This window comes from Geobacillus sp. FSL W8-1251 (genome assembly GCF_038005945.1).
GTDB classification, from domain to species: Bacteria; Bacillota; Bacilli; order Bacillales; family Anoxybacillaceae; genus Geobacillus; species Geobacillus stearothermophilus.
Window position 1 is genome coordinate 1,641,311 of the sequence record NZ_JBBOUF010000001.1, and the last position, 18,943, is coordinate 1,660,253.

Sequence of the window (18,943 nt, forward strand, 5' to 3'; positions counted from 1 at the left end):
ATATGGAGGCGACACAATTTCAATCCATGCTCGAAGAGAGAGGGATTTCCCTCTCTTCCCGGGCGCTTGCGCAGTTTGAACGCTATTATGAACTGCTTGTGGAATGGAATGAGAAAATGAATTTGACTGCCATTACGGACAAGCCCGGCGTCTATGTAAAGCATTTTTTTGATTCGGTTTCTCCGGCTTTCTATTACAATTTTTCCGCGCCTATATCGCTTTGCGATGTCGGCGCCGGGGCGGGGTTTCCGAGCATTCCGCTCAAAATTTGCTTTCCGCAGCTGCGCATCTCGATCGTCGATTCGCTGCAAAAGCGCATCCGCTTTTTGGAGCATCTCGCAGCAGAGCTGGAACTTGCGGATGTAGCGCTGTACCATGACCGCGCCGAGACGTTCGCCCGCCAAAAGGGGATGCGCGAATCGTTCGATGTCGTCACGGCTAGAGCGGTGGCGCGCATGCCGGTGCTTGCTGAACTTTGTCTTCCGCTTGTGAAGACAGGCGGTACATTCATTGCGATGAAAGCTGCCTCAGCGCCGGAAGAGCTGAAAGAGGGGGAGAAGGCAATTTCTGTGCTTGGCGGGGAGGTGGCGGCGGCGGAAACGTTCATGCTGCCGTTCGAAGAGGGCGAACGGACGATCATTTTCGTCCGCAAAACGAAAAAGACGCCGGCTCGATATCCGCGCAAGCCGGGAATACCGAGCAAACAACCGATTCAATAAAACCCCTTGCAGACGGCGCGGGGGTCCGTCCCTCCGCTTTGCGTCCTATGCCAAGGGAAACAAAAGACGGCCTAAAGCAGCGGCGTATGCCGGGCAAAACAGAGAATATCGGCCAAGTATGTCCAAAGGTGGTGTAGGGGGATGAAGCATACGTTTTCGCGCTTGTTCAGCTTTGGAGAAAAAGAGCAAGAAGAAATGGGAGAAGACAAAGACCGGGAAGAAGTGCGCCATATTCCCATTTCCAGCATTATTCCAAACCGTTTCCAACCGCGCGCTGTGTTCGATGAGGAGAAAATCGATGAATTGGCGTTGACGATCCGCACGCATGGCATTATTCAACCGATCGTTGTGCGTGAATGCGGAAACGGCCAATTTGAAATCATTGCCGGCGAGCGGAGATGGCGGGCGGTGCAAAAGCTTGGCTGGACGGAAATCCCCGCTATTGTGAAAAACTTAAACGACAAAGAAACCGCCTCCGTCGCCCTCATCGAAAACCTACAACGCGAGGAATTGACGCCGATCGAAGAGGCGATGGCGTACGCCAGGCTGATCGAGCTGCACGATTTGACGCAGGAGGCGCTCGCCCAGCGCCTTGGCAAGGGGCAATCAACGATCGCCAACAAGCTGCGTCTCCTAAAACTCCCTCAGGAAGTGCAAGAGGCGCTGTTGCAGCGGACGATCACTGAGCGCCACGCACGCGCGTTAATTGTGTTGAAAGATAAAGAGAAACAGCTGAAACTGTTGCAAGAAATCATCGACAAACAGCTCAACGTCAAGCAGACGGAAGACAGGGTCGTCAAGATGCTCGAGGCTGGCGAGCGAAAGCCGAAGCCGAAACGGAAGGCGTTCAGCCGCGATATGCGTATCGCCGTCAACACGATCCGCCAATCGCTCTCCATGGTGGAAAACAGCGGCGTATCCGTCCATTCCGAAGAAGAGGAATTTGACGATTACTATCAAATTACGATTCGCATCGCGAAAAAATAATCATCAAGTCGCCTTTTGCCTCATCAAGCGCAGCTGATGAGGTTTTTTTCTTTCAGAAAACAAAGTCATTTTCCTTTTTTCATGGTAAAATAGAATTTACGAGTAAGGAATAGAGGTAGGTGGCACCGTGGGCAAAGTCATTGCTATTGCAAATCAGAAAGGCGGAGTCGGAAAAACGACAACAGCTGTCAACCTGTCGGCCTGTTTGGCGCATCTCGGAAAAAAAGTGCTGCTCGTTGACGCCGATCCGCAAGGAAACGCGACAAGCGGCATCGGCATTGAAAAAGGCGATGTCGACGAATGCATTTATAATGTCATTATTGGCGATATGAAGGCGAAAGAGGTCATTCGGCCGACGAACATTGAAAACTTATATGTCATCCCGGCGACGATCCAACTTGCCGGTGCAGAAATTGAGCTTGTTTCGGTCATTTCCCGAGAAATCCGGCTCAAAAATGCGCTTGAGCCGCTGAAAGCCATGTACGACTTTATCATTATCGATTGCCCCCCTTCGCTAGGACTGCTGACGCTGAATGCGCTGACGGCGGCCGATTCCGTCATGATTCCCGTCCAGTGCGAATATTATGCGCTTGAAGGGCTCAGCCAGCTGCTGAACACGATTCGGCTTGTGCAGCGCCACTTAAACTATAATTTGCGCCTCGAAGGCGTCTTGTTGACCATGCTCGATGCGCGGACGAATTTAGGGTTGCAAGTCATTCAGGAGGTCAAAAAGTATTTTCGCGAAATGGTGTACGAAACGATCATCCCGAGAAACGTGCGGCTGAGCGAAGCGCCAAGCCACGGCAAGCCGGTGATTTTGTACGATGTCAAATCGCGGGGGGCGGAAGTGTATTTAGAGTTGGCGAAGGAGGTGCTTGAGCGTGGCTAAAGGTCTTGGTAAAGGCATTAATGCGCTGTTTCACAACCTCGAACTCGACGGAAAAGAGGGAGTGGTGCAGGAGGTCAGCATTCATGTCCTTCATCCGAATCCATACCAGCCGCGGAAAACATTTCAGCCCGAAACGATCGAAGAGTTAAAACAGTCCATTTTGCAGCACGGCATTTTGCAGCCGCTCATCGTCCGCCAGTCGGTCAAAGGGTTTGAAATTGTCGTCGGCGAGCGGCGCTACCGGGCGGCAAAAGAGGCGAACCTGCAGTTTGTGCCGGTCGTCGTGCGCGAACTGACCGATGAACAAATGATGGAGTTTGCCCTTTTGGAAAACTTGCAGCGCGAAGATTTGAACCCGATTGAAGAAGCGATGGCTTATAAAATGTTGATGGACAAACTGCATCTGACCCAGGAGGAAGTCGCCAGCCGCGTCGGAAAGAGCCGCCCGCACGTCGCCAATCATGTGCGCCTCTTGTCGCTTCCTCCCGACGTGCAAAAACTGCTTGCCGATGGAACGCTGTCAATGGGCCATGGACGTGCGCTGCTCGGGCTGAAGCAAAAAAGCAAAATGAAGTTCGTGATCGAGAGGATTGTCCGCGACGGGCTGAACGTCCGCCAGCTCGAGAAACTGATCCGGCAAATCAACGAAAATGTTTCACGTGAAACATCGAAACGGAAACCGCCGGAAAAAAGCGTGTTTCTCCGTGAGAGCGAATCGCTGTTGCGCGAAAAATTCGGCACAAACGTCACGATCAAACAGACGAAGAAAAAGGGGAAAATTGAAATCGAGTTTTTTTCTCCGGAAGACTTGCAAAGAATATTGGAACTGCTTGATGTGCAGTTCGACGAGTAGAGCGGTCTGGCAATAAGGGCCGGTTTATTTTTGCTGGAGCTAGAGAGGGTTGAACATCATGGTATTGCTAGGAACGATTGTGAAGCTCAGCATTGTATCCGGGGCATTGATTGGAAAATGGTTTCACCGCATTCCCGAACGGGTATAAGAGACGGTGATGGGAGGAATCGGGCTGGCGGTGGCGCTCCTTGGCATCCAAATGGGAATGAAAAGCGAACAGTTTCTCATTGTCATCTTCAGCCTTGTTTTCGGCGGCATTCTCGGCGAATGGTGGAATTGGGAGGAAAAGCTGAACCGGCTCGGACGATGGCTGGAAAAGAAAGTCGGCGGCAGCGGAGAAAGCGGCAGTGCCAAAGGATTTGTGAGCGCGACGCTGTTGTTTGTCATCGGGGCGATGGCGATTGTTGGGGCGCTTGACAGCGGACTGCGCGGCGATCATAGCGTCTTGTATACGAAGGCGATTTTAGATGGCTTTGCGAGCGTCATTTTGACGACGACGCTCGGCATCGGCGTCATGTTCTCCGCCCTGCCCGTTGTCCTGTACGAAGGCGGCATCGCGCTGCTGGCCACGCAAATTGAACGGTTCGTGCCAAGGGAAGTGCTGGATTCATTCATCGCGGAATCAACGGCCACCGGCGGAATTTTAACTTCCCTCCGAAAGAAGTCTCCTACTTCTAAACGTGAAGGTGCGCCAGCACCAGTGAAAGTGGGAGATGAATTTCGGTTGGCGTTAGCCAACGAATAGGATAGAATATGGCTAGAACGGACACCTTCGGAACGAAGGGAAGCGTAAAGGGTTCTTGTGTGTGGCTTACCGTTCAGCGAACACACACAAGTCGCTTGAAGCCCCCACCTCTAAGCGAAGCGTAGGTGGTGGGTAGTTCACTTATGGCCATCGGGCTGAATATGCTCGGTTTGACGAACATTCGCGTGGCGAATTTGCTGCCGAGCATTCTTGTCGTGGCGGCTGCCGTGTGTGTTCTTTCATTCGTCTAATAGACGGCCGCCTCTTCGGCCGAGAGCGGACAAACGACGTCCGTGCAGAGGGAGCGCCTAAACCGGGCGTTCAAGGCGCGCAAAAGAAATCCCCTCTTTAAGAACAACAGCCGAATGAGAGGGGATTTTGCTGTTTACCATAAGGAATGCCGGTCTTTCAGAAGCGGTTGGGTGGCTCGCTCTTTGCGGATGATGTGCCGCTCCGCTTCATAAATGCCGTTGGCGATCGTTTTCGCCATATTCATGACGAGATGAAGACGCGTATTTTGCAAGACGAAAAATTCCATAAACCCGCTCACATTGACGACTCCAGTAATATGGGCGTCGCCGACAGGGGAAAGTTGCTTGTTCACTCCGGCTCCGGGGCGAACCGGCCCTTTCGACACGGTGATGGCCCCGACGCTTTTCAACCGTCCGAGGCAAGCGTCGACAGCGATGATAAACGGATCGCGATGAATCAGCTGAATGGCCCCCACTTTTTCTTCCAAGTTGACCGCATGAATCGGCTCTTCAAGCGTTCCGTATACGTGAAAACGGGCTAATGGCTTCTCCTTCAGTATCGTGCCGACGAGCGGTCCAAGCGAATCGCCGGTCGAACGGTCCGTGCCGATGCAGACGACGGCAATCGGTTGAACGAGCGGATCGGGAAGCAGCGAAGTGATTCGCCAGGCGATGGACGATGCCGCCCCCTGTTCATCATAAAAAACGCGATTCCTTTCTTCCCGGGAAGAGAAAAATATCGACGGTATGCTCATGCGATTCACTCCTACTTTCGGTTCAAAATTATTAACAGTATACGGAAAATAAAAGAATCATATACATCTCGATGTTTGTTTTCTTGTCTTTTCTTTTTCGCCCGTTTCCTGCATTTGACTACAAATCGGCGGTCCATCTTGTTAAAATAAAAGCGCAGAATAGAAAAAGGTTGAGGTGTCGTCAACATTGAATGCGATGGAAAAAACGGTTAACCGGCTGCTCGAGCTGTTGACGAATGAGAAGCTATGGCTTCGAATTGGAACAGGGGCGCTTAAGATTGTTCTTATCCTACTCATATGCGCCGCAGCAGTGAAAGTGTTGAAAATAGCCGTTCATAATATGTTCAAAGTGCGGGAGAAAGCACCGATCCGCATTTCGGAACGGCGAGAGATGACGTTAACGCGGCTGTTAGACAATGTGATTACGTACGTACTATATTTTATTGCGCTGTTGATGATTTTAGATACGTTTGGTGTTCCGGTCAAAGCGTTGTTGGCTGGGGCTGGGGTTGTTGGCCTGGCCGTCGGCTTCGGGGCGCAAAGCTTAGTAAAAGACATCATCACCGGGTTTTTCATCATTTTTGAAGACCAGTTTGCGGTCGGCGATTACGTCCGCATCGGCAATTTTGAAGGGTATGTGGAAGAGATCGGGCTTCGGGTGACGAAAATTAAAAGCTGGACGGGAGAAGTGCATATTTTGCCTAACGGCAGCATTACGCAAGTGACGAACTATTCACTTCACAACAGTTTGGCGGTAGTGGACATCAGCATCTCCTATGAAGAAGATATTGAAGAGGCAGAAAAAGCGATTCGTGAACTGCTGCCGCAGTTGCCGGACAAATACGAGGATATGGTCGCACCGCCGCAGTTGCTTGGCGTGCAAAACTTAGTAAACTCGGAAATGGTGCTTCGTATTACATGCGAAACGAAGCCGATGTGCCATGTCGGTGTGGCAAGAGCCATCCGCAAAGAAGTAAAGATGCTTTTAGACGAACGCGGAATCGAAATGGCATACCCAAGGTTCGTGTTGCATCGGCGAAGCGGAGAGGAGCCGCTTGATGCCAAATGGCAAGGGCAGAAATCATGACAATCATGGAGGTGAGCAGATGGAAGAGAAGGAATTTGGCTTGTATGATATTGTTGAGATGAAAAAGCCGCACCCGTGCGGCACGAACCGTTGGAAAGTGATCCGCTTAGGCGCGGATATCCGCATCAAATGCGAGGGGTGCGCCCACAGCGTTCTGTTGCCGCGCAAAGAGTTTATTCGCAAAATGAAAAAAGTGTTAGTCAGGCATGAAGAATGACAAAAGGGGCTGATCCAAAAGAGCGGTAACGCTCCTATCTGGAGCAGCATGGAAACATAGACCGCCACGAAACATCCGGTAAAGCCAAGGGTTTCAGGAGGGGGGTCTCTTTCCATACCCGTCAAGTTTAGCGGTATAAAATTTTTAAGACGATACTCGTGTTCATCCCCGCAGTGAATGATGGGGATCACATCCATTATTGGGCATACCAAATACCCCTCCAGAAGAGGGGTATTTGGTATTTATATCCATATCTAATTCTACCATATCTCTAATTTCGTTAAGATATCTGATGCCGTTTCTTCCCCTTTCCTTCGACCTTTCTTGGCATGTTTTCGTAACAGGGAAAGGAGAGAGAAAAGGTTGATTTCCGCCATATGCGAACGCAAAAGCAACTGGTGCCAATACGATTGGAGAAGATCGAGCGCTTTCCGTTCACTGATTTCAATGTCTTCCTTTTGATGCCAATACATCCGAGCTTGAAACAGAAACGTCTGGGTGACCAAAATGGCAATCAACGTCCCGTATAAATGGCATTCGAAACGTTCTTTTTTCATCTCCTTGACTTTCTCCAAATCAAATACGGATTTCCAGGCTTTAAACAACAATTCAATTTGCCAGCGCAGGGAATAGAGCTCATAAACCTGTTGACCATCAAACGACTCTTGTGGTAAATTCGTCAGTAAGATGTGGTATTTCTTTTGTTCGAGGGTTTGGCGTGCCAGCGCCTTCCCTTTTCTTTTTTCCTTTTTCCGCACATACGCCATCCGTTTTTGCCATTCTTCCGCCGTCAGACGGCGGAAAACCAACCGTGGAACATACAAGCGTTCATGTCCGATGTACACATGTTCCATTTCCACTGATTCCCCTTCCTCTAATTGATTCCCAAGGGATTCCCAATCCCATTCCTTCCACTGGCCATTCTCCTTGATATACACTTTCATATCGGAACGGAGCCGAGTAATATAATACGCTCCGCGGGCGTCGATCTCGGACAGTGCGGCAACGGAGAAAAAGCCCAAATCCCGAATACATAGGTCATTCGGTAAAATCGTATGCTGGGCATGATAGGCAAAACGAGCGTCCGAGTCATTGGCCGATTGAACGCATAGCTGAAGGCAGGCGCCGGATAACAAGTCATATTCAAACTGAATTTTCACCCCCGACGAAACGGAACCTCGATAGTCTTCCCCATAGTCAGCGGGAACCAAAAAGCTGGTTGAGTCCAAAATCCGCAGGCGGGTAAAACAAGTTCGATAGGTCTCCATGGCTGACAAAAGCAATGGACGTTGATGCAGGAGGAGAAGGAAAAACACTTCTCGCAAAAATGCCACGGCCCGATCGGTAAAACGCTGATTCAAGCCTTCGCTTGAAAGGGAACAGCCATGCCAGAGCGTCAAGGCCGCACACAACCGCTGAAGCGACTGTTTGGCCAGTGAGCCATCTCCCCATGCACAGAGAGTCAGAAAGGCTTCCGCCGTTAACGAACGCTGCCGCCGGATAAAGCCTGTTTTCCGTGCGAGACGGGTTAATTCTTCGGGAGAAAAGAGTTGACGAATGGTTTGAATCCATGCTTTCATTTGTTTTTCCATGAAAAAAATCCTTTCTAACGTGGAGTGTTCGTTAGAAAGGATACCATGTTTTTGACGATGCACAAAGACCAAAATTCTTAACTTGATGGGTATGGGGTCTCTTTCCCATACTTCGGTTGCATCTCATCAAAAAGGGGCTTTTGCGTCAGCCCGAATACGAATTTAATGAAAGAGGCGTTTGCCTCGGTCAACACTGTTGTTGTCTTTGAACAGTTTATGACTGATACCGCCGCCGCTGCTGATTATGCCCTTCCGGTTGCAGCTTCGTTTGAGGAAGAAGACGTTTATTGTTCGTCAATGTACCATGCGTATTTGAATTACGGGCCGAAGCTCGTCGACCCGCCGGGCGAGGCGAAGCCTGATCTTTGGATTTGGACGGAGCTGGCCAAACGGCTTGGCTTTGGCGATGTGTTCGCCTATACGCGCGAGCAGTTTCTCGCCATGGCGCTGCGCCCGTTGGAAACACAAGGGATTACGCTCGAGCGGATCAAAGCTGAGCATCGTATTCTTCTGCCCGTCGAGCCGGTGCCATGGCATGACCGCCGTTTCCAAACGCCAAGCGGCAAATATGAATTCACTTCGAACATTGCCCGGCAAAAAGGAATGGACGGCCGGCTGCAAATCATGTACCCGGCTGAGTCGGAAGAAGCTCATCCGGCATTGGCCGCCAAGTATCCGTACCGGTTGTTGACGATCCATCCGCTCCGTTCAAACCATTCTCAGCATTACCCTCTCGTTCCGGCGCTGCAAACTGTGCGCATTGAAGCTTGTCATTTTTTGTGCCAGCCCATATAATGAGGGAAGATGCGAACGGGAAAGAGGAGTGGAACGAATGGGATTGACAGCAGGAATCGTCGGGTTGCCAAACGTCGGCAAATCGACGTTGTTTAACGCCATTACAAAAGCAGGCGCCGAATCGGCCAATTATCCGTTTTGCACGATTGAACCGAACGTCGGCGTCGTAGAAGTGCCGGACGAGCGGTTGACCGTCCTGACCGACATGTTTCGGCCGAAGCGGACCGTGCCGACGGTTTTTGAGTTTACCGACATCGCCGGGATCGTGAAAGGAGCAAGCAAAGGGGAAGGGCTTGGAAACAAGTTTTTGTCGCACATTCGCCAAGTTGATGCGATTTGCCAAGTCGTCCGTTGCTTCAGCGATGAAAACATCACCCACGTCGCCGGCAAAGTCGATCCGCTCGCCGATATTGAAACGATCAACTTAGAGCTTATTTTTGCTGACCTGGAGACGGTCGACAAACGAATGGAGCGGGTGGGCAAAATCGCCAAGCAAAAAGACAAAGAGGCGGCGTTTGAATACGAAATTTTGCTGCGGCTGAAAGAGACGCTCGAAGCCGGAAAGCCGGCGCGCACGATCGAGTTTGCCGATGAAGAGATGAAAGTCGTCAAGCAGCTGCACTTGCTGACGACCAAACCGATGCTTTATGTCGCCAATGTCGGCGAGGACGATGTCGCTGATCCGGAGAGCAATCCGTTCGTCGCGGAAGTGCGTGAGTTTGCCAAAAGCGACAATGCGGAAGTGATTGTCGTCTGTGCAAAAATTGAAGAAGAAATCGCCGAGTTCAGCGATGAGGAAAAACAGCAGTTTTTGCAAGAGCTCGGCATTGAACAATCCGGCCTCGATCAGCTCATTCGCGCCGCCTACAGCTTGCTTGGGCTGGCGACGTTTTTTACCGCCGGTGAACAAGAAGTGCGGGCATGGACGTTTCGCAAAGGGATGAAGGCGCCGCAATGCGCCGGTATTATTCACTCTGACTTTGAGCGCGGGTTCATTCGCGCTGAAACCGTTTCATACGACGATTTAGTCGCTGCCGGCTCGATGGCGGCGGCGCGCGAAGCCGGCAAAGTGCGGCTGGAAGGGAAAGATTACGAAGTGCAAGACGGCGACATCATGCACTTCCGGTTCAATGTGTAACGCCATTGTCGACAGAGTCCGCGGCCAAGGGGCGGCAGACTGCGTGAGTTCCATGTGCAATGCCGCGGAGAAAGGAAAATGGTTGGCGGCGTGGTGAACTTCCAGTGCTAATTCTGGCGAATGTTTCCGTCATCGGAATGAAGCGGAATAGCCTTGCTTATTGCCGCCAGTCATGGTATAATCAACGAATGTGAGTAATGATTATTGCTCCTTGCCCTTCGACGGGAAGGGCCGTTTAGACCAAAAGGAGGTGACGAGCGTGAGAAAATACGAAATCATGTACATCATCCGCCCGAACATGGACGATGAAGCAAGACAAGCTCTCGTCGAGCGGTTTAACAACGTGTTGAAAGAAAACGGTGCGGAGATTACGAATGTGACGGATTGGGGCAAACGCCGTTTAGCCTATGAAATTGAAAAGTATCGCGACGGCTACTACATGATTGTCAACGTCACGGCAGAGCCGAAAGCGGTGCAAGAATTTGACCGTTTAGCGCGCATCAGCGAAGACATTATCCGCCATATCGTTGTGAAAGAAGAAGAATAATTTTTTGTATATGGTACGAGGTGGTTCTGATGATTAACCGCGTCATTTTGGTCGGCAGGTTAACGAAAGATCCGGAGTTGCGCTACACTCCAAGCGGAGTGGCTGTTGCCACGTTCACGCTCGCGGTCAACCGCCCGTTTACGAATCAGCAGGGCGAGCGGGAGGCGGATTTTATTCAATGCGTCGTTTGGCGCCGCCAAGCGGAAAACGTCGCCAACTTCTTGAAAAAAGGGAGCTTGGCCGGGGTTGACGGCCGGCTGCAAACCCGCAGCTATGAAAACCAGGAAGGCCGACGCGTGTATGTGACGGAAGTGGTGGCTGACAACGTCCAATTTCTTGAGCCAAAAGGAAGCAATGAGCAGCGTGGGGCAGCAGCAGGCGGATACTATGGGGATCCGTTCCCATTCGGACAAGATCAGAACCACCGTCATTCAAGCGAGAAAGGGGTTGGCCTCCTCGACGAAGATCCTTTTGCCAATGACGGCCAGCCGATTGATATTTCCGACGATGATTTACCGTTTTGAACGATCATGGAAACGATAGAAGCGGAAAGGAGGAACGAAGCATGGCAGGACGGAAAGGCGGTCGTGGCAAACGCCGCAAAGTATGTTATTTCACGGCAAACAACATCACGCACATCGACTACAAAGACGTTGATTTGCTGAAAAAATTCATCTCTGAACGCGGCAAAATTTTACCGCGCCGTGTGACGGGAACGAGCGCGAAATATCAGCGCAAACTGACGGTCGCAATCAAACGGGCGCGCCAAATGGCGCTGTTGCCGTACGTTGCCGATGAGTGAGCTGAAAAAAGCAGTAAGGGGGACCTTACTGCTTTTTCTATTTATGCTGAGTAAACTAGATGGAAAGGAGAACGTTCATTGCGGAAAACGCACGCCCTCACTGAAGCAGCCATCGAACTCGCGCTGTTTGCCGTTTTGTTTTTGATGGCGTTGTACGTGCCGGTGATCGGCTTTGTCGCTGCCCTGTTTTTAGCGCTTCCATTTATGGTGTTTACGATGCGTCACGGGCTTGCCCCTGCCTGGTTGCTGCTCGTTGCGGCTCTCGTTGTCTCCAGCCTTATCGGTTCGTTTTTGTCGCTGCCGATGGCGCTTATGTTTGGCACTGTTGGCATAACGGTCGGCGCGATGTTGGCGAAACAGAAAAACCGCTATCTCATCTGGCTTGTCGGCGCCCTCGTGTTTTTAGCCAACATCGTGCTTGATTACATCATTTCGATTCAATTTTTCCAAGTTGACATGATCCGGGATACGCTTGGTTTAGTGCGCGAGTCGTTTGATACGGCGATGCGCATGATGGAAGCGATGGGCCAAAAGCCGCCAGCTGGGATGCAAAAGCAGCTTGAACAAGGAATCGAACTGATCGGCTACATGGTTCCGACGCTGTTTGTCATCGCTGCGTTGGCGCTCGCCTACGTGACCATCATGGTCTCGCTGCCCATTATGAAGCGGCTGAAGCTCCCGGTCGGCACGTGGCCGCCGTTTCGTGAGCTCTCCTTGCCAAAAAGCGTGCTATGGATATACATCATGGTGCTTGTTCTTTCCATGTTTCCGTTTGCCGAGGGAACTTTCCCTTATATTGCTGTATTGAACCTCTCTTATGTGCTGCAGCTTGCCATGGCAGTACAAGGATTTTCGTTTTTGTATTACGCCGCCTACAAAAAAGGCATTGCGAAAGGCGTGGTGATCGCTGGGACGGTTGTTTGTTTATTCCTGCCTTTTCTACTTTATCTTGTGGCGATATTCGGTATAATTGATTTAGGATTTGATTTGCGCCGCCGCCTATAAATAATTGGATAAGGTGAGCCATTTCTTCAGTGTAGGAGCTGACTTGAATGTCCCATTTTTACGAGAGGAAAGCATACCGCTATCCATCCTATGCGTTAGCCGCCTTGGCGGTGCTCATGGCGGCCGGCCTGTTTTATTTCCACTGGCTGCTTGGGCTGATCGGCTTTCTCACCGTTGGGTTTACGCTTTATTATGTCATTTGGTCACAGCGCTCTTTGTATCAAGAGCTGGGGCAATATATTTCCAACCTGTCGTATCGGGTGAAGAAAGTCGGCGAGGAAGCGCTTATGCAGATGCCGATCGGCATCATGCTCATCGATGAGGAAGGGAAAATCGAATGGTCGAACCGGTTTTTAGCCTCCTGCTTTAAGGAACAGACGTTGGTTGGCCGCTCGCTTGCCGAGCTGTCCGAACCGTTGGCCGCTTTCGTCAAAAAAGGAAAGGCGGACGAGGAGATTATGGAACTGAACGGAAAACAGCTGAAAGTCATCGTCCGCCGCCACGAACGGCTTCTTTACTTTTTCGATGTTACAGAGCATATGGAGCTGAAACGGCAATATGAGGCAGAGCGGTTGGCGATGGCGATCATTTTTCTTGATAATTATGATGAAATTACGCAAGGGATGGACGATCAAGCGAAAAGCCAATTGAACAGCCTTGTAACCTCTGTGTTGAACCGATGGGCGAACGATTACGGCATCTTTTTAAAGCGAACGTCGTCGGATCGATTCATTGCCGTATTGAATGAGCACATATTGACCCGGTTGGAAAAAAGCAAATTTTCTATTTTGGATGAGGTTCGCGAGCAGACGGCCAAACACCAAGCCCAGCTCACGTTGAGCATCGGCATTGGCGCCGGCGTATCCCCACTGCCAGAACTTGGGACGCTTGCGCAATCGAGCTTGGATTTGGCGCTCGGGCGCGGCGGCGATCAAGTAGCGATCAAACACGGAAACGGAAAAGTGAAGTTTTATGGCGGAAAAACGAACCCGATGGAAAAGCGGACACGCGTCCGTGCCCGCGTCATTTCCCATGCGCTTCGCGAGCTCATCGCTGAAAGCGATAGGGTGCTCATTATGGGGCATAAATATCCGGATATGGACGCGCTCGGGGCGGCGATTGGCATTTTAAAGGTCGTTCAATCAAACCAAAAGGAAGGGTTTATTGTTGTTGACCAGGCAAAAACGGATGCAGGTGCGCAACGGCTGCTCGAAGAAATGAGAAAACATGCTGATTTATGGTCGAGATGCATCAAACCGGAGCAGGCGCTTGAGCTCGTGACAGAAGATACGCTGCTCATCGTCGTGGATACGCACCGTCCGTCGCTTGTCATTGAAGAACGACTGCTGTACCGCATGGATCATATCGTCGTCATCGATCATCATCGTCGCGGCGAAGAGTTTATTGAAGCGCCGATTCTCGTCTACATGGAGCCGTACGCTTCATCGACATCGGAATTGGTCACCGAGCTGCTTGAGTACCAGCCGAAGCGGGTGAAGCTGTCGATGCTGGAGGCGACGGCGCTTCTTGCCGGCATCGTCGTTGACACAAAGAGTTTTACGCTCCGCACCGGTTCCCGCACGTTCGATGCGGCGTCGTATTTGCGCGCCCAAGGAGCGGATACGGTGCTTGTGCAAAAATTGCTGCGGGAAAGCGTAACGAATTACGTCAGACGGGCGAAATTGGTCGAGCGGACGGTGATTGATGAACACGGCATCGCCATCGCCAAGGGGGGCGAGAACGAGGTGCACGATCAAGTGTTGATCGCGCAAACCGCCGATACGCTTCTGACGCTGAGCGGCGTCGCCGCCTCTTTCGTCATTTCCAAGCGGGCAGATGGGACGGTCGGCATCAGCGCCCGCTCGCTTGGCGACATCAACGTGCAAGTCATTATGGAGAAGTTGGGCGGGGGCGGACATTTGACAAATGCTGCCGCCCAACTGTCCGGGGTGACGGTCGGAGAGGCGGAGCGGCAACTGCGGGAAGCCATTCATGACTATTTTGAGGGGGGTAAGCCATCATGAAGGTCATCTTTTTAAAGGATGTCAAAGGAAAAGGGAAAAAAGGGGAAATCAAAAATGTCGCCGACGGCTATGCCAACAACTTCTTATTTAAACAAGGGCTGGCCATTGAAGCGACGCCAGCCAATTTAAAAGCGCTCGAGGCGCAAAAACAAAAAGAGCAGCGCCAGGCGGCCGAGGAGCTGGCGAATGCGAAAAAATTGAAAGAACAGCTTGAGAAGCTGACAGTAACCATTCCAGCAAAGGCAGGCGAAGGCGGCCGTTTGTTCGGCTCGATTACGAGCAAACAAATCGCCGAGTCGCTGCAAGCCCAACACGGCTTGAAGCTCGACAAGCGCAAAATTGAGCTTGCCGATGCCATTCGCGCGCTTGGATACACGAACGTGCCGGTGAAACTCCACCCAGAGGTAACGGCGACGCTGAAAGTGCATGTGACAGAACAAAAATAACGGCGACGTCTCATTTCAGGAAGCGAAGATGCCCCCGCCCGCTGCGGCGGGGCTCCTTTGCTTATTAGCTGCAACAGAGAAAGATACAACGGGGGAAAAGGTGGTGAAACGATGAGCGAGCTGTTTTCAGAACGAATTCCTCCACAAAGCATTGAAGCTGAGCAAGCGGTGCTTGGCGCCGTATTTTTGGATCCCGCTGCGTTAGTGCCTGCTTCGGAAATTTTAATCCCAGAGGATTTTTACCGTGCAGCCCATCAAAAAATTTTTCACGCCATGCTTCGCGTCGCCGACAGGGGGGAGCCGGTCGATTTGGTGACGGTGACGGCGGAACTCGCCGCTTCCGAGCAGCTTGAGGAAATCGGCGGCGTCTCCTACTTAAGCGAGCTCGCCGACGCCGTGCCAACAGCGGCCAACGTCGAATATTACGCCCGCATCGTCGAGGAAAAATCGGTGCTGCGCCGCCTCATCCGCACAGCGACATCGATCGCGCAAGACGGATATACAAGGGAAGACGAGATCGACGTTTTGCTTGATGAAGCTGAGCGCAAAATTATGGAGGTTTCCCAACGGAAGCATTCGGGCGCCTTTAAAAATATTAAGGACATTCTCGTGCAAACGTATGACAATATTGAGATGCTCCATAACCGGGATGGGGAAATCACCGGCATCCCGACCGGGTTCACCGAGCTTGACCGGATGACGTCCGGTTTTCAGCGGAGCGATTTGATTATCGTGGCCGCCCGGCCGTCGGTTGGGAAAACAGCGTTCGCCTTAAATATTGCCCAAAATGTAGCGACGAAAACGAATGAAAATGTCGCCATTTTCAGTTTGGAAATGAGCGCCCAGCAGCTGGTGATGCGGATGCTTTGTGCAGAAGGCAACATTAACGCGCAAAACTTGCGCACCGGCAAATTGACGCCGGAAGACTGGGGCAAGCTGACGATGGCGATGGGGAGTTTATCGAACGCCGGCATTTATATCGACGACACGCCGAGCATCCGCGTCAGCGACATTCGCGCCAAATGCCGCCGGCTTAAGCAGGAAAGCGGGCTCGGCATGATTGTCATTGATTATTTGCAGCTCATTCAAGGGAGCGGACGTAGCAAAGAAAATCGCCAACAGGAAGTATCGGAAATTTCCCGCTCGCTGAAGGCGCTCGCCCGCGAGCTTGAAGTGCCGGTCATCGCCTTGTCGCAGCTGTCGCGCAGCGTCGAGCAGCGCCAAGACAAACGGCCGATGATGTCCGATATTCGTGAATCCGGAAGCATTGAGCAAGACGCCGACATTGTCGCCTTTTTGTACCGCGATGACTATTACAACAAAGATTCTGAGAACAAAAACATCATTGAAATCATTATTGCCAAACAGCGCAATGGTCCAGTCGGAACGGTGCAGCTCGCTTTTATTAAAGAGTATAATAAGTTTGTCAACCTAGAGCGCCGCTTCGATGAGGCGCAAATTCCGCCGGGGGCGTAAACCGGCTCACGTTGGCGGCAGGCGCCTCCTTTCGGGTTTAATAGACGAACAAAAAAGTTTATAACTGTTTAAAATGTTCGTGTTTCATTGACTTTGCACCGAAAAACTGATACACTGACAATGTTTAGACCGAGGAAACTGGAGGTGCTCGCCATGTCGTCAGTCGTTGTTGTCGGCACGCAATGGGGCGATGAAGGAAAAGGGAAAATTACAGACTTTTTATCGGAAAACGCGGAAGTCATTGCCCGGTACCAGGGAGGGAACAACGCCGGACACACGATCGTGTTTAACGGAGAGCGGTATAAGCTTCACTTAATCCCGTCGGGCATTTTTTATAAAGACAAAATTTGCGTCATCGGCAACGGCATGGTCGTTGATCCGAAAGCGCTTGTCGCCGAGCTTTCCTATTTGCATGAGCGCGGCGTTTCGACCGATAATTTGCGCATCAGCAACCGCGCCCATGTCATTTTGCCGTATCATTTGAAATTGGATGGGCTTGAGGAAGAGCGGAAAGGCACCAATAAAATCGGCACGACGAAAAAAGGAATCGGGCCGGCGTACATGGATAAAGCAGCGCGCATCGGCATCCGCATCATCGATTTGCTCGACCGCGATGTGTTTGCGGAAAAGCTGGCCCGCAACTTGGAAGAGAAAAACATGTTGTTCGAAAAAGTGTACGGTGCCGAAGGGTTCCGCTTCGAGGACATTTTTGAAGAGTATTACGAGTATGGCCAGCAAATCGCAAAATACGTCTGTGATACATCGGTCGTATTGAACAACGCGCTTGATGAAGGACGCCGCGTCCTGTTTGAAGGAGCGCAAGGCGTCATGCTCGATATCGACCAAGGGACGTACCCGTTTGTTACGTCTTCCAACCCGGTGGCCGGCGGGGTGACGATCGGTGCTGGCGTTGGCCCGACGAAAATCAAGCACGTCGTCGGAGTGGCAAAAGCCTATACGACGCGCGTCGGCGATGGGCCGTTCCCGACCGAGCTGCATGATGAAATCGGCGACCGCATTCGTGAAGTGGGCCGCGAATATGGGACGACAACCGGCCGTCCGCGCCGCGTCGGCTGGTTTGACAGCGTCGTCGTTCGCCATGCCCGCCGGGTGAGCGGCATCACCGACTTGTCGCTCAATTCGATTGACGTGTTGACCGGCATTGAAACGTTGAAAATTTGCGTCGCCTACCGATATCGCGGTGAAGTGATCGAGGAGTTTCCAGCCAGCTTAAAAGTTTTGGCGGAATGCGAGCCGATTTACGAAGAGCTGCCGGGCTGGACGGAAGATATCACCGGGGCGAGAAGCTTGGACGAGCTGCCGGCCAATGCCCGCCACTATGTCGAACGCATTTCCCAACTCACCGGCATCCCGCTTTCGATTTTCTCTGTCGGTCCGGACCGCTCGCAAACGAACGTCGTCCGCAGCGTTTATGCATAAGCGGCTAGCGGTGAACACCAAAGCATAGATGCACATGCGTCTATGCTTTTTTCATTCACGGAGGAAAAGCGGTTCCGTCCGTGGTCGGTGTCATGCGCGTGCGTCTATGCCCTTTTCACTGTATAGATGCAACGAAATCGTTTAACATATCCTTGGCGGAAAAGTGGCTCATCCATTTTTGACTGTCGAAGGCAAGCCATAGGCTTGCCCCGTCACGCCAAGGCGTGACGGAAGACCGAACAACCACCTGCTTCACAGACCCATATATGGGTCTGTGAAGCGGCGTTGTTCGGTCGCCTGACAGTCGATAAAGGCTGCAAATGGTAAATCTTCAAATTGCATCTATATATATGGTTTGCTCCTCAAAATGGCAGCGGGCAAAGGATGATTTCGTTTTTATAACGTGGTAAATTAATAATGATAGCATTCCATCGCAAAAGGAAGGGCGTGAGCGAGATGGAAAAACGCATTTTAGTTGTTGACGATGAAAAACCGATTGCCGATATTTTGCAATTTAACTTACAAAAAGAAGGGTACGAAGTCATCTGCGCCTATGACGGCGAGGAAGCGCTGCAAAAAGTGGAAGAAACGATGCCGGATTTGATTTTATTGGATATTATGCTGCCGCTGAAAGACGGCATGGAAGTATGCCGCGAGGTGCGGAAAAAATACGACATGCCGATCATCATGCTGACGGCGAAAGATTCCGAGATTGATAAAGTGCTTGGTTTGGAGCTGGGGGCGGACGATTATGTGACAAAGCCGTTCAGCACGCGCGAGCTGCTGGCGCGAGTCAAAGCGAACTTGCGCCGCCATGCGCAAACAGCCAACCAAGAGGAAGTGGAGAATGAAACGAATGAAATCGTCATCGGGCCGCTTGTCATCCGTCCAGATGCGTACGTCGTGCAAAAACGGGGGGAGACGATCGCGTTGACCCAGCGCGAATTTGAACTGCTCCACTATTTGGCGAAACATATCGGCCAAGTGATGACGCGCGAACACTTGCTGCAAACGGTTTGGGGCTACGACTATTACGGCGATGTGCGCACGGTCGATGTGACGGTAAGAAGGCTGCGTGAAAAAATCGAAGACAACCCTTCCCATCCGTCGTGGATCGTCACAAGACGGGGCGTCGGCTATTATTTGCGCAACCCGGAACAGGAGTCATGAGTCGG

Annotated in this window: 19 protein-coding genes and 2 pseudogenes; 19 read left to right on the forward strand and 2 right to left on the reverse strand. The window is 51.5% G+C overall.

Features of this window, described 5'->3' with window-relative positions; genetic code table 11:
• Window positions 1–2: 2 nt before the first annotated feature.
• The 6 genes and pseudogenes from rsmG (at window position 3) to NSS88_RS08645 (ending at window position 4,444) form a co-directional block, all read left to right on the forward strand.
• Window positions 3–719, forward strand: a complete 717-nt coding sequence (rsmG, locus tag NSS88_RS08620) for a 16S rRNA (guanine(527)-N(7))-methyltransferase RsmG (protein ID WP_341084008.1) — start codon at window positions 3–5, stop codon at window positions 717–719.
• A 141-nt stretch (window positions 720–860) separates the two neighbouring features.
• Entirely contained in the window at window positions 861–1,706 is an 846-nt protein-coding gene (noc, locus tag NSS88_RS08625) for a nucleoid occlusion protein (RefSeq protein ID WP_033014250.1), read from the forward strand.
• Window positions 1,707–1,833: 127 nt separating this feature from the next.
• Window positions 1,834–2,595: a ParA family protein gene (locus tag NSS88_RS08630; protein WP_033010849.1), complete on the forward strand. Its 762-nt coding sequence runs from the start codon at window positions 1,834–1,836 to the stop codon at window positions 2,593–2,595.
• Window positions 2,588–3,448, forward strand: coding sequence for a ParB/RepB/Spo0J family partition protein (locus NSS88_RS08635; protein WP_033014251.1), 861 nt, complete (start codon window positions 2,588–2,590; stop codon window positions 3,446–3,448). Before NSS88_RS08630 ends, NSS88_RS08635 begins: the two co-directional genes overlap by 8 nt.
• A gap of 58 nt (window positions 3,449–3,506) precedes the next feature.
• A pseudogene (locus NSS88_RS08640) lies at window positions 3,507–4,094 on the forward strand (DUF554 domain-containing protein); the annotation flags it as partial.
• 242 nt (window positions 4,095–4,336) lie between these two features.
• On the forward strand, window positions 4,337–4,444 hold the full coding sequence (locus tag NSS88_RS08645; RefSeq protein WP_369813963.1) for a DUF554 family protein: 108 nt from the start codon (window positions 4,337–4,339) through the stop codon (window positions 4,442–4,444).
• A 134-nt stretch (window positions 4,445–4,578) separates the two neighbouring features.
• Here the strand turns inward: NSS88_RS08645 and yyaC are convergent, their stop codons facing one another.
• Window positions 4,579–5,199, reverse strand: coding sequence for a spore protease YyaC (gene yyaC / locus NSS88_RS08650; protein ID WP_033016907.1), 621 nt, complete (start codon window positions 5,197–5,199; stop codon window positions 4,579–4,581).
• 187 nt (window positions 5,200–5,386) lie between these two features.
• On the opposite strand from yyaC, the gene NSS88_RS08655 reads away from it, so the two are divergent.
• Complete coding sequence (locus tag NSS88_RS08655) at window positions 5,387–6,286, forward strand: mechanosensitive ion channel family protein (protein ID WP_064213522.1); 900 nt, start codon at window positions 5,387–5,389, stop codon at window positions 6,284–6,286.
• Between the two features lie 19 nt (window positions 6,287–6,305).
• The gene (locus tag NSS88_RS08660) at window positions 6,306–6,503 is read left to right on the forward strand and encodes a DUF951 domain-containing protein (protein WP_033008859.1); all 198 of its coding nucleotides are present in this window, start codon (window positions 6,306–6,308) and stop codon (window positions 6,501–6,503) included.
• A gap of 260 nt (window positions 6,504–6,763) precedes the next feature.
• Here NSS88_RS08660 and NSS88_RS08665 read toward each other — a convergent pair whose 3' ends face one another.
• Window positions 6,764–8,095 carry an IS4 family transposase gene (locus tag NSS88_RS08665; RefSeq protein ID WP_061580603.1) on the reverse strand — a complete coding sequence of 444 codons (1,332 nt, stop codon included), beginning with the start codon at window positions 8,093–8,095 and terminating at the stop codon, window positions 6,764–6,766.
• A 150-nt stretch (window positions 8,096–8,245) separates the two neighbouring features.
• Here NSS88_RS08665 and NSS88_RS08670 point away from each other — a divergent pair.
• The 11 genes and pseudogenes from NSS88_RS08670 to yycF form a co-directional block, all read left to right on the forward strand.
• Window positions 8,246–8,860 (forward strand): annotated as a pseudogene (locus NSS88_RS08670) (molybdopterin-dependent oxidoreductase); the annotation flags it as partial.
• Window positions 8,861–8,927: 67 nt separating this feature from the next.
• The gene (gene ychF / locus NSS88_RS08675; RefSeq protein WP_033008860.1) at window positions 8,928–10,028 is read left to right on the forward strand and encodes a redox-regulated ATPase YchF; all 1,101 of its coding nucleotides are present in this window, start codon (window positions 8,928–8,930) and stop codon (window positions 10,026–10,028) included.
• Window positions 10,029–10,287: 259 nt separating this feature from the next.
• Window positions 10,288–10,575, forward strand: coding sequence for a 30S ribosomal protein S6 (gene rpsF / locus NSS88_RS08680; protein WP_033008861.1), 288 nt, complete (start codon window positions 10,288–10,290; stop codon window positions 10,573–10,575).
• Window positions 10,576–10,604: 29 nt separating this feature from the next.
• Window positions 10,605–11,099, forward strand: a complete 495-nt coding sequence (gene ssb / locus NSS88_RS08685) for a single-stranded DNA-binding protein (protein ID WP_033016904.1) — start codon at window positions 10,605–10,607, stop codon at window positions 11,097–11,099.
• A 41-nt stretch (window positions 11,100–11,140) separates the two neighbouring features.
• Window positions 11,141–11,377, forward strand: coding sequence for a 30S ribosomal protein S18 (gene rpsR / locus NSS88_RS08690; protein ID WP_008880812.1), 237 nt, complete (start codon window positions 11,141–11,143; stop codon window positions 11,375–11,377).
• Window positions 11,378–11,455: 78 nt separating this feature from the next.
• On the forward strand, window positions 11,456–12,382 hold the full coding sequence (locus NSS88_RS08695; RefSeq protein ID WP_033016903.1) for a YybS family protein: 927 nt from the start codon (window positions 11,456–11,458) through the stop codon (window positions 12,380–12,382).
• Window positions 12,383–12,429: 47 nt separating this feature from the next.
• A complete protein-coding gene (locus NSS88_RS08700) occupies window positions 12,430–14,406 on the forward strand; it encodes a DHH family phosphoesterase (RefSeq protein ID WP_061581040.1) in 1,977 nt (658 codons plus the stop codon).
• Window positions 14,403–14,852 carry a 50S ribosomal protein L9 gene (rplI, locus tag NSS88_RS08705; RefSeq protein ID WP_033008865.1) on the forward strand — a complete coding sequence of 150 codons (450 nt, stop codon included), beginning with the start codon at window positions 14,403–14,405 and terminating at the stop codon, window positions 14,850–14,852. The genes NSS88_RS08700 and rplI overlap by 4 nt, the downstream gene beginning before the upstream one ends.
• 111 nt (window positions 14,853–14,963) lie before the next feature.
• The gene (dnaB, locus tag NSS88_RS08710) at window positions 14,964–16,328 is read left to right on the forward strand and encodes a replicative DNA helicase (RefSeq protein ID WP_033016901.1); all 1,365 of its coding nucleotides are present in this window, start codon (window positions 14,964–14,966) and stop codon (window positions 16,326–16,328) included.
• 153 nt (window positions 16,329–16,481) lie between these two features.
• Window positions 16,482–17,768, forward strand: coding sequence for an adenylosuccinate synthase (locus tag NSS88_RS08715; protein WP_055358882.1), 1,287 nt, complete (start codon window positions 16,482–16,484; stop codon window positions 17,766–17,768).
• Between the two features lie 456 nt (window positions 17,769–18,224).
• Window positions 18,225–18,938, forward strand: a complete 714-nt coding sequence (gene yycF, locus NSS88_RS08720) for a response regulator YycF (protein ID WP_049625405.1) — start codon at window positions 18,225–18,227, stop codon at window positions 18,936–18,938.
• Window positions 18,939–18,943: the final 5 nt, after the last annotated feature.